General features: G+C 37.9%; 12 protein-coding genes. 3 read left to right on the top strand and 9 right to left on the bottom strand.

Going from position 1 to position 11,283, the window contains the following annotated elements; all coding sequences use genetic code 11:
* Positions 1 to 355: 355 nt before the first annotated feature.
* Positions 356 to 2,632: a Hint domain-containing protein gene (locus tag H3T57_RS08660; protein ID WP_198194097.1), complete on the top strand. Its 2,277-nt coding sequence runs from the start codon at positions 356 to 358 to the stop codon at positions 2,630 to 2,632.
* Between the two features lie 52 nt (positions 2,633 to 2,684).
* Here the strand turns inward: H3T57_RS08660 and H3T57_RS08655 are convergent, their stop codons facing one another.
* Positions 2,685 to 3,644, bottom strand: a complete 960-nt coding sequence (locus H3T57_RS08655; RefSeq protein WP_198194095.1) for an SDR family NAD(P)-dependent oxidoreductase — start codon at positions 3,642 to 3,644, stop codon at positions 2,685 to 2,687.
* Between the two features lie 234 nt (positions 3,645 to 3,878).
* Between H3T57_RS08655 and dps the strand changes: the two genes are divergently transcribed.
* Positions 3,879 to 4,397, top strand: a complete 519-nt coding sequence (dps, locus tag H3T57_RS08650; protein WP_155564929.1) for a DNA starvation/stationary phase protection protein Dps — start codon at positions 3,879 to 3,881, stop codon at positions 4,395 to 4,397.
* Positions 4,398 to 4,485: 88 nt separating this feature from the next.
* Here the strand turns inward: dps and H3T57_RS08645 are convergent, their stop codons facing one another.
* Together H3T57_RS08645 and H3T57_RS08640 are read right to left on the bottom strand one after the other, a co-directional pair.
* Complete coding sequence (locus H3T57_RS08645; RefSeq protein ID WP_198194102.1) at positions 4,486 to 4,965, bottom strand: DUF192 domain-containing protein; 480 nt, start codon at positions 4,963 to 4,965, stop codon at positions 4,486 to 4,488.
* A gap of 81 nt (positions 4,966 to 5,046) precedes the next feature.
* On the bottom strand, positions 5,047 to 5,709 hold the full coding sequence (locus H3T57_RS08640; RefSeq protein WP_122122950.1) for an MBL fold metallo-hydrolase: 663 nt from the start codon (positions 5,707 to 5,709) through the stop codon (positions 5,047 to 5,049).
* Positions 5,710 to 5,972: 263 nt separating this feature from the next.
* Between H3T57_RS08640 and H3T57_RS08635 the strand changes: the two genes are divergently transcribed.
* The gene (locus H3T57_RS08635) at positions 5,973 to 6,734 is read left to right on the top strand and encodes a CHAP domain-containing protein (protein WP_198194093.1); all 762 of its coding nucleotides are present in this window, start codon (positions 5,973 to 5,975) and stop codon (positions 6,732 to 6,734) included.
* 1 nt (position 6,735) lies between these two features.
* Here H3T57_RS08635 and H3T57_RS08630 read toward each other — a convergent pair whose 3' ends face one another.
* Genes H3T57_RS08630 through pth form a run of 6 tightly spaced genes read right to left on the bottom strand, consistent with a single transcriptional unit; the run spans position 6,736 to position 11,265 of the window.
* On the bottom strand, positions 6,736 to 7,194 hold the full coding sequence (locus tag H3T57_RS08630; RefSeq protein WP_198194091.1) for a 23S rRNA (pseudouridine(1915)-N(3))-methyltransferase RlmH: 459 nt from the start codon (positions 7,192 to 7,194) through the stop codon (positions 6,736 to 6,738).
* Between the two features lie 7 nt (positions 7,195 to 7,201).
* On the bottom strand, positions 7,202 to 7,630 hold the full coding sequence (gene rsfS, locus H3T57_RS08625) for a ribosome silencing factor (RefSeq protein WP_198194089.1): 429 nt from the start codon (positions 7,628 to 7,630) through the stop codon (positions 7,202 to 7,204).
* A gap of 41 nt (positions 7,631 to 7,671) precedes the next feature.
* Positions 7,672 to 8,280 (bottom strand): nicotinate-nucleotide adenylyltransferase, encoded by a 609-nt coding sequence (locus H3T57_RS08620; protein WP_155571593.1) that lies wholly within the window; start codon positions 8,278 to 8,280, stop codon positions 7,672 to 7,674.
* Positions 8,277 to 9,545 (bottom strand): glutamate-5-semialdehyde dehydrogenase, encoded by a 1,269-nt coding sequence (locus H3T57_RS08615; protein ID WP_198194087.1) that lies wholly within the window; start codon positions 9,543 to 9,545, stop codon positions 8,277 to 8,279. Before H3T57_RS08615 ends, H3T57_RS08620 begins: the two co-directional genes overlap by 4 nt.
* A gap of 44 nt (positions 9,546 to 9,589) precedes the next feature.
* Complete coding sequence (gene ychF / locus H3T57_RS08610; RefSeq protein ID WP_198194085.1) at positions 9,590 to 10,684, bottom strand: redox-regulated ATPase YchF; 1,095 nt, start codon at positions 10,682 to 10,684, stop codon at positions 9,590 to 9,592.
* A gap of 8 nt (positions 10,685 to 10,692) precedes the next feature.
* Positions 10,693 to 11,265, bottom strand: coding sequence for an aminoacyl-tRNA hydrolase (gene pth, locus H3T57_RS08605; RefSeq protein ID WP_198194083.1), 573 nt, complete (start codon positions 11,263 to 11,265; stop codon positions 10,693 to 10,695).
* Positions 11,266 to 11,283 lie beyond the last annotated feature (18 nt).

Here is an 11,283-nt window from a genome sequence, read left to right as displayed (position 1 = left end):
CCAATAACAAAAATAATAGGTTATCAAGACCTTACACCTTAAATAACCATAACCCAGCCAACAATACATCCAAATCTCCGATTCCATCATTTTTAATTTTGTTAAATTATTTTTTTAAAAATTTTATTAATATTCATAATGTTATAAGAAACTACACTTACAGAATCAAATAAATACCAAGCCTTTTATAAAGTAACCATGTTTTTTTAAATATATATGCCTTTAATAATTATTATTCTGTTTACAAAATGTTATAAATACGTAAATATTACTTATAAAGAATTATAAATATTAAATAAACTGCAACGATATTGCGGAAATTGTTTCGAAACATTTTAGAAAGAATTAATATATAATGGCAGACAATAATAAATCCTCAAAAATAGAGGAAGAAATTATACAAGATAGAAATTATCATATTACTCGTAGAATGGTAACCATTCATAACCAGAATACCACCTTCGTCAATGCGACAATTCATGCTTATTATGACCAGGCAACCGGCAAAACAATGTACAAAGTCACCGGTGCTGATACTTGTTTTGGCGCACCTGATGGTATTTATGAAGGACCCATCAATATATCTGGAGGTAAATTAATTGTAGAGAATGGTGCGGTTGCCACTGATTTGATAGTAATTACCAGTGATGGACAATGGCCAACCGTTGACATTCAAAATGGTGGAATACTTCAAAATTCAAATGTTTATAACGCCTGGTTAAATATTGAAGATGGTGGTTTATCTCAAAACAACACGTATACATCAATAAATATGGCAGACATATGCAAGGGTATCCAAGGCATTTCAAAAAATGATACTTTTGGTGGATATAATAACGGGCAGATTTATGATTCACATCTTATCTCTGCTAATGGTGCCTATCATTTTACACCTGACAATGGCATTGTCAGTGGCTTCAATTTACTGAATAATGCCAAAATAATAAATCCTATTATCAAAGGTGAACCAACAGTTGGTAATTTCACATTAAATGGCGGTACAGAATTTGGTAACATAGATGTAAAAAATAATTATATAAATAATATAAACCAAACATTGGTAAGATCGAATGAAAATCCTGTTTTTATCGGTGGAGACTGGGTTGCAAGCCTGGATCCGGAAACTGGTAGAACAGTTTATACAAATAATATCACGAAAATTATCGTTGAAGGCCCTATCAATCTTGTGGACATTAATTCCTTGACCATCAATAAAGGAGCTGTTGTTGAACATCTCAGGGTAACAATAAATACAAGATCAGCTGATTCCACTATTAATAATTATGGGACTCTTAAGGATTCCATATTATCAAACAGCACCATTAATAATCACGTTGGCGCAGTAACAGAAAATAACACCTTTTATTCCATTAATTACAATGGCGCAAAAGGCTCTGTTACGAAGCATGATTTTTTCTATCAATCTGCCACCGCTCCTTTTTGCGCATCAAATTCGAGCGGTCAGAACCGAGTTGTCGATTTAACCCAAGGGGGTGTTTTTGATGGATCTTATGTTGGTGTTGACAAGGGTGCCGGAACATACCAGGTATTGGTAAACGGTGGTATAATCAACAACCAGGACAATTCCGATCCTTGTTTCTTGGAAGGCACGATGATAGCCAGCCTCAAGGGTTTAATAGCCGTTGAACATATTAAAGAGGGGGACCAGATAATCACCTATCTTGACGGTAAAGAAAAACCGTCTTCTGTTATTTGGGTAGGTCATCGTACAATCAAAGTCAAAACAACCCTTAATGACGAGAATGCCGGATATCCTGTACGTATTATCAAAAATGCGATCGCTGATGGTGTTCCTTTTAAGGATATGTTGATTACAGCCGAACATTGCATGTTCTTTAAGAATCATTTCATTCCGGTCCGCATGCTGGTTAATGGATCCACCATCTTTTATGATCATTCAATTAAAGAATATACCTATTATCACATTGAAACTGAAAAACACGCGATCATCAAAGCTGATGGCGCTCTGACTGAAAGCTATCTGGATACAGGACATCGCTCCGTATTCAATCACGACCAAAAAGTGATCAGCATTATCAATCGGGGAAAAAGCTGGAATATTGATTCAGCAGCTCCCTTGGGAACAACAAAGGAATTGGTTGAGCCTATTTTCAGTCACTTAATGGATAGGGCTAAAGATTTAGGTTATAAAATTGAACTGCCTGAAAAAAGCATCACCAATGACAGTGCATTGCGCCTAGTAACCAATACTGGAATAACTTTGACCAAACTATATCAAAAAGAAGGATATGTTGCTTTTAAGATTCCACCAGACACCGTATATGTACGTTTAGTTTCTCGTGCGAGCTGCCCAAACCGGGTTATCGGTCCCTACATTGATGACCGTCGCATACTCGGTGTTTTAATTGGAAATGTGACGCTTTTGCGTAAAAACCAAGCATTCTCCCTAACAGAGCACCTCTCCTCTCATACCTTGGATGGCTGGCATACACGGGAAAATGCCAATGCTCGCTGGACTAATGGTAATGCTGTAATAAATATTGACAATAGCAAAGCTGACAAACCGGGCATATTGATAATCCAAGTACTATCCCATGATTATTATATTAATGAAAAATCAGAGTATCAACAACAATTACATATAGCCTGATTTATTTAGAATTTAAGATTTGGACAATAATCAGTCCAGATCTTAATCGATATTAAATATACCCCTTGAACCATCTGACAAAATATTCGACACCGTTTTTTAAGTTTGTTTTAGGTAACCAGCCCGTTTTTTGTTTGATTTTGCTGATATCTGAAAGTGTCGCCTCAATATCCGTATTAGGGCGAGTTACATAATTGATCAATGCTTTCTTACCGAGAAAATTTTCCAAATATACAATAAGTTTTTCAACCCGTTCCTGACAATTATTCCCGATATTATATACGTCATAATCCTCCAAGGTAGAACAATCAAATAAACTTGTTAATGCACCCACTACATCATCAATGTAGGTAAAATCACGTGAAAGATTATCCCCTGTATATAATGTGATTGGCTGTTGATGTTCAATTGCCCTTGCAAATATATAGTATGCCATATCAGGTCTACCCCATGGACCATATACTGTAAAAAACCGTAATCCCGTTTGTTTCAGGCCATAAACATGACTGTAACTATAGGACAATAATTCGGCAGACCTTTTGGAAGCCGCGTAAACCGAACCCGGTTTATCGACGCGATCTTTTTCACTAAAAGGAATCTTTTTATTCAACCCATAGACGGAAGAAGATGAAGCGTAAAAAATGCGCTCCAGTTTTTCCAATCTACGTGCTTCCTCTAATATAACCAACTGTCCTGTAACATTGGTCTGGATATAGGCAAAAGGATTTTTCAGGGAATATCTTACCCCCGCTTGTGCGGCTAAATGAACTATATAATTAATATTTCTATATTTATTGAATAATGAGGTTACCGCCTCTTGATCAGAAATATCAACTTGATGAAAAATAAAATTTTTATATTCTTTTAATCTGTCACATCGAGCATTTTTTAAATCGATGGAATAGTAATCATTAAGATTATCCAAACCAATAACCGTTTCACCACGTTCTAACAATTTTTTTGAAATATGAAAACCGATAAATCCTGCCGCACCCGTAATCAAAAAAATCACTTTTGAGCTCTTGTCACTTAAAATTATAAAAAACGGATTATAATCAGAATTATCCCAGATCTTCAAGTCTGAAGCCCTGCTTAATTATTTTCTAAAAACTTAACTTTACCATAAATAAATATTAATTAATTATTAAATAAAATCGACAACTCATAATTAAAAATAAACTATTATTGTATCATTACTTAAAATATTTTATAATTCTTACAAATAATTATTTTAGGAGATAGTCTAATGACCAAAACAAAATACCCGCTACATCCTACTCGTAATAATTTGCATTCCAATACTAAAACCGTTGTTATCCAACTATTAAATGCCCGTCTTGCGGATGGTCTTGATATCGCACTTATTACCAAACAGGCCCACTGGAATATGAAAGGACACAATTTTATAGGCGTTCATAAAATGATGGATGATTTCCGCAGTGAACAAAACGAGCTGAATGATAAAATGGCTGAAAGAATTGCCGCCATCGGTGGAACAGCCTTGGGAACAACTCAGGAAATCGCCAAGAATTCAAGCATTGCTGAATATCCAACAGATATCATCAGTGTCGATGACCATTTGACCGCACTTTCTGAACGATTTGCAATCTATGCCAATGCCCTTCGTAAAGCTATTGATGAAGCTGATGAGGCTGGTGATGCGGATACTTCTGACTTGTTTACCGAGGTGTCCCGTGCAATGGATCAACAACTATGGTTCCTGGAGGCACATAAACCCTATCCATCCAAGTTACACGCCAAGTAGCTTTTGTCTGAAATTTTGTTTTACATAATTTGTTTTATAATCTGCTGGTATTTTTTTCCAGCAGATTTTTTTATTTTCTAAACTGTTATTATTGATTTTGTACAGATTTTTTTTCATTTGATATGGAATTATCAAAAATTGCACTATCAACCACATCCCCTACCTTGATCCCCAATTTTTCTGTTATCCCACCTTTCAACTCCAAGGTGGCGATGACCGGACCCTGGCTACTGACAGGAGCCAAACTATATGGAACCGTATTTTCAGCAATTGCTTGAATATGATGATCCGCACCAATAAAAACCATATCCAGGGAAACAAGTGTATTTTTCATCCACATCATGCTACGTTGCGGGGCTGGCCACATAAACAACATTCCGCCATTTTCAGGAATTGAAGTTCTAAACATCTCCCCTATCTCTTGCTCTTTAGGGGTTTTCGCAACTTCTATTATAAAACTATGCTTTCTTCCATCTTTAGAGGAAATTGTCAGAGGTTCTTTTGCCAATTCAGCCTGCGCTTTATTTATTACATGATCGGGATTTTCTGCAACAACCTCCCGGCTCATTCCTGTAAATAATCCTACAATTCCTACTAATACTGAACTATAGCGGAAAAAAAAATTTTTCATTTTAGACATCCTGAATTTTTAAGTTAATAATGGATTAGTCTTTTTTTCAACACCAATGGTGCTACCCATTCCATGCCCGGGTATAAAGTAAATATCATCTCCCAATGTTAATAAACGCTCTTTGATGCTTTTGATCAGCAGAGCTCCATTACCATATTCCCAATCAGAACGTCCTATCGTGCCCTTGAAAAGAGTATCTCCGGTAATTAACAAACGTGCAGAAGGTTCAAAATAAACTATATGACCTGGCGTATGACCAGGAATATGAATAACTTCAAAATTTATTCCATCAAATGTCAAACGCTCTTTATCCTTTAAAAAACGCGATGGTTTAACATCTCGAATCTCTGAAGTGGGAAAACCAAAATGGTTACAGTTTTCAACAACTTTACTTAACAAGAACAAATCCTCTTTTAATGGACCAAGAAGAGGAACCGCTCTATTATATATTTGCACAAGTTTTTCCTGTAACAACATAGCCCCACCAACATGATCAAAATGACCATGCGTTAACAAAATAGCCTGTATATCTATATGATTGGTTTGAATTGCAGAAAGAATCGTATCAACATATGCACCCGGATCTATTACAACTCCGATATTATTATCCTTGTTCCAGACTAGTGTACAATTTTGATAGATGGGTGTAACCGGAATAATTTCTATTTTCAAACTGGACATTTCTAAAAACAAAGCGTGTTCACCCTCAATATTTATAGCTTGTTACTTCAACAATATTCATTCTTTATACAAATATAAATAAATATTCAAATAATAACCTTAACTATACGATCGTTGCTATTTTGCACCATAACAAAACACATTTGGAGAAATTTTTCTAAAAAAATAAAAAACTGCCAAATTAATATTGCCCTTGATATACAGATCAGTATAAGTAAATTTTGTTCGTCGTAAAATCCAAGCCCTAACCTACCAGGATTCCAATGGAAAAGATTCAACCAGTTATTCCCAGAAGAATTAAAATTCTACTTTTTTCCCTTGTATCTTTTTACACTGTGTCAACAAATGTAGAGGCACGTTCCCCTGTTCATCATACACATAAAAGAATCCATAAAAAAGCAAATGTTCACAAGGTTTCTGCCACTCATCATACAAGAAATTCACATTTCAGAACCCGACCCTATAAATTCAAACACAAATCTTATGGTCATGTCATTCAGTGTGTCGCTTTTGCCCGATCCGCTTCTGACATTCAACTAAAGGGAAATGCAAGGGACTGGTGGAATAATGCGGAAGGCGTCTATAAACGTGGAAACACTCCGGAAGCAAATAGTGTTTTGAGTTTTCGTCCAACCAGAAGAATGCCCCTGGGACATGTTGCCGTCGTAAAACAAGTGGTTGATTCGCGAACAATCATAATCGACCAATCTCATTGGGCGCAAAGAGGCATCAGTCATAATACACCTGTCATAGATGTATCCGCAAACAATGACTGGTCAGCCGTTCGTGTGGCTTTAAATGGCAATAAAAATGCCTTTGGAAGTATCTATCCTACTCATGGATTTATATATCCATCCACTCAGGAAACAACCCGTCCTATTATTCGTGAAAATACAAAAGGAAATATACGGACGTGGACAGCTGACGCCGCTACAGCAAAAACAACAACTGAAGTTGCATTGGCGCCAAACATTTCTGACAGTGATCTCTTTGGATCTGACGCCCCTAACCGCTCTTTAAAATAGCCTACGGACGACCCTGTCGGTGATAGGGGTGTCTCGACAAGATCATTTGAGCCCTGTAGATTTGTTCAGTTAACAAGATTCTGGCGATCATATGAGGCCAGGTTAACTTTCCCAATGAAATAACAGAGTGAGAGGTCTTGATTGCAGAAGCGTGCAATCCCTCTGCCCCGCCAATTAAAAATGAAATTGATTTAGATAATTCCAAACACTTTTGCATATGCATTGCAAAATCAAAACTGTTATAACGTTTTCCACCCTCATCCAAACTAATGATCAAGGATTTTTCTGGAACTGCCTTCAAAAGATTTTGAGCGTCCTTTATCTTGGTCTCAATAGGCTGACCTTTGCTTTCATTAATTTCGATTAGATCCAAACTGGGACGAATACGTTTGGCATAACGATTGAATAAATCCAGTTCTGCCCTATCCCGCATTTTGCCAATGGCAATAATTGAAAACATAGAAAAATTAGACTTGATCAGGTTCAGAAAATTCAGGAATTTCAACCCCCCAAATACGTTCAATATTATAATATTCTCTTGCCTCTGCTCGAAACAAATGAACTATAATATCTCCTGTATCTAATAAAACCCAATCACTGCTTTTTTCTATTGCGATCTTTCTAATTCCCTGTTCATACAAAATCTTGTCAAGATGTTCAGCCATTGCCATGATCTGGCGATCCACCATACCTGTTGCAATAACCATACGATCTGCAAATGAAGCTTTTCCCACCAAATCAATGACAACAATATTCTCCGCCTTATCTCCTTCCAAAGATTCAATAATCAAATTGACGCATTTCTGCAATTTTTTGATATCTACAATCGTTTTGTCATTGATATCATGTTGTTGTCTGTTTTGTTGTAATATTTCCGATAAATTATTTTGATTCATTAATAACCCTATTTCTATTGTTTAATATTTACATGTAACCGTTATAAACCTGATCTTCCTTGAGCCCTTAAAGCTGTGGCTGAAATTTTGTTTTCTGGAGATGGAACAAATACCCAAGCTGGCGGCTTATAACTTGCCAAAACCGAAGCTTTCTGTGAGGACAACCGATATGAGCGGGCCCATTGTGCAGCCTTTCCGTTTAAAGCCTTATAAATATAAGGAGGGCGTGGAAAAATTGCTATAGGCACGAGCCGTAAAATCTTTTGCCATCTTGACCAGAATGCCATTTGTGACAATCCATCAGCGCCCATCAGCCAAACAAATTTACAATTTGGGAAGCGCTGATATAATTTTTTCAACGTATCGTAACTATACCGTGTATGTAACCGACTTTCTATATCTGTCGCAATGATATGCCGACCATCAACGCATTTTTGTACCCCTTGAAAACGTTCCGAAAAAGAAGCCATTTCTTTTCCGGTTTTCAAAGGATTTCCCGGAGATACCATCAACCATACCTGATCCAATTGTAAAATGGTAAAAGCCCGACGAGCCAGTTGTAAATGACCACTATGAACAGGATTAAAGGATCCGCCTAATAATCCAACCTTTATATTTCTCTGATCACCCCATGTCGGTATTGATATCATACAGGTCTCACCTGTCCATTTCCAATAACTTCATAACGATAACTTGTTAATTGTTCAACTCCAACAGGTCCTCGTGCATGTAAACGACCTGTAGCAATGCCAATTTCGGCCCCAAACCCAAATTCACCTCCATCACAAAATTGCGTGGAGGCATTCCACATAACAACAGCACTCTCAACATGATCCATAAAATAACGGGCAACCTCTTTATCCTCGGTTAAAATAGCCTCGGTATGTCCACTACCATATTTTAATATATGCTGAATTGCCTGATAAATATTTTTAACTACCTTAACTGATAACACCGAATCCAGCCATTCTGTGGCAAAATCATTTTCCTTTGCCACACCGATACGGGAATCAATTTTCACTGCCATAGTATCTCCGACCAGACGGCATCCCAACTCAATTAAATCATCGGCTAATTTGGGTAAATATTGTCTGGCTACAGCTTGATCAATCAATAAAGTTTCAGTGGCACCACAAATCCCTGTTCGACGCATTTTTGCATTTATTAAAACAGCACGTGCTTTCTCGAAATCCGCCAACCCATGTATATAGGTGTGACATAATCCAGCTGCATGAGCCAAAACAGGTATACGGGCCTCTTTCTGAATAAATTCAACAAGGGATCGTCCCCCACGAGGGATTAAAACATCAATTAATCCAACGGCCTGCAACATGTCTTTCACATGTTGACGATTATTATCCGGTGCCATGGCTATTATATCAGGATCAAGGCCGGCCTCCTGAACACCCTTTTGCATGGCCTGATGGATTAGAATTGCCGTTTGATAGCATTCGGAACCACCTCGTAATATAACACCATTACCAGATTTGATACAAATACCTGCCGCATCAGCACCAACATTGGGACGACTTTCATAAATCATGCCAATAACACCCAGAGGAACGGTAACTCGTCTAATTTCCAGTCCATTTGGTCTTGTCCAGCAAGCCTGCTCTTTTCCTAAAGGATCAGGTAACGTCGCAATCGCCTCCAAGCCCTGCGCCATTGCCTCCAATCGATTTTCATTCAATGTCATACGATCCTTAAAGGCTTCACCAACTTCTGTTTTCTCCACTTCCTCAGAATTAACAGACAGGATGGCATTCATTGAAGCACGCAGCGCTTCTGCTGCACAAAGCAAAGCTTTGTTACGCTGTTGAAGTGAGCTGTGGGCCAATAAATAAGAAGCTTTTTTAACCTTTCTAGCCAATTGTTGGATCGAGTTCGATTGAGATAAGGCAGAATTACGATTCACTCCACCTACTCCTTTATAATTTTGAACAAATACATTATTGCAGATTATACATTAAATCTGAACAATAAAATATCTCCATCATGAACGATATAGTCTTTTCCTTCAATTCGAACTTTACCGGCCTCTTTTGCTCCAGCTTCCCCCTTATATTTAACATAATCATCATAAGCGATCGTTTCACAGGCAATAAATCCCCGTTCAAAGTCATTGTGAATAACTGCCGCCGCTTGCGGGGCCTTGGTTCCTTCTGAAATTGTCCAAGCACGGGTTTCTTTTGGACCACATGTAAAATAGGTAATCAGATTTAACAATCTGTATCCTGCAGCAATAACACGATCGAGACCACTATTTTCCAAGCCCAGACCCGATAAAAATTCTGTCTGATCCTCTTTACCCAACTGACTGACCTCTGCCTCGATATCAGCAGAAACAATAACGACTTCAGCCCCCTGTTTTCTTGCCATTTCAATAACCTGCTGAGAATACCCATTTCCAGTTGCGGCGGCTTCTTCGTTAACATTACACACATATAAAACAGGTTTGCTCGTTAGAAGCTGTAATCGGGCGATGGCCTTCTCCTCGCCAACAGGAATGACATCCCTAACCGGCTTACCATCCTGCAGGGCCTTGATCAAAGGTTCAATTAATTCAAGAGTGGCCTGAGCCTCTTTATCATTTCCTCTGGCTTTTTTCTGTAAAGCAACCGTTCTTTTTTCTAAACTTTCCAAATCTGCAATCATCAACTCTGTCTCGATAATTTCAGCATCCCGAATAGGATTCACAGACCCTTCAACATGCGTGATATCATCGTTTTCAAAACAACGCAGAACATGGATAATTGCATCAACCTCTCGGATATTCGCCAAAAACTGGTTTCCGAGCCCTTCTCCACGTGAAGCTCCCTTAACCAGACCTGCAATATCAACAAATTCCAAGCTTGTGGGAATAATTTTTTGAGAATGCGTAATTTCTGATAAAATAGTCAAACGCGGGTCGGGGACAGCAACCCGTCCAACATTAGGTTCAATGGTGCAAAATGGATAATTCGCCGATTGAGCGGCAACCGTTGCCGTTAACGCATTAAATAATGTTGATTTTCCAACATTAGGCAATCCAACAATACCGCAATTAAACCCCATATCTTTTTTTATCCTTTTAACAATAAAGCCACTTTGGATAGATAAGCGTCCATTTTTCGTTCAGTTAACAATGATGCCTTTTCCGCAACTGCATCAATAAATGGATCAAGCCATTCCCTATCCTGTTTTGAAAAATCTCCCAAAACATAACGTACAACTTGAGATCTGTCTTCTGGATGCCCTATTCCCAAGCGCACACGCCAATAGTCCTGACTGCCAAGCATTTTATCCGTAGAACGCAAACCATTATGACCAGCCGCCCCTCCCCCTTTTTTAATCCGTATCTTGGCAGGGACCAAATCCATTTCATCATGAAATACAAAAAGGTTATCAAGTGGAATTTTATAAAAAGCGATACAAGGCTGAATACTTTCACCAGAAAGATTCATATAGGTCATAGGTTTTAGTAAAAGAATTTTTTCACCCTTTATAATACCTTCGGCAATTTCGCCCTTAAACCGCTTACGCCATGGAGAAAATCCATGACGTTCAGCAATTCGATCTAACGCCATAAAACCGATATTATGACGATTTGCCTGCATCCCAGGCTCGGGATTTCCAAGCCCAGCCCACAGTAACATGATCTATTCTTTCGTTAA

Origin of the sequence: Commensalibacter sp. W6292M3 (assembly GCF_016101315.1) — a bacterium.
Classification (GTDB): Bacteria; Pseudomonadota; Alphaproteobacteria; order Acetobacterales; family Acetobacteraceae; genus Commensalibacter; species Commensalibacter melissae.
The sequence above is the reverse complement of the archived record's forward strand: the minus strand, read 5'-3'. Positions and strand labels throughout refer to the sequence as shown.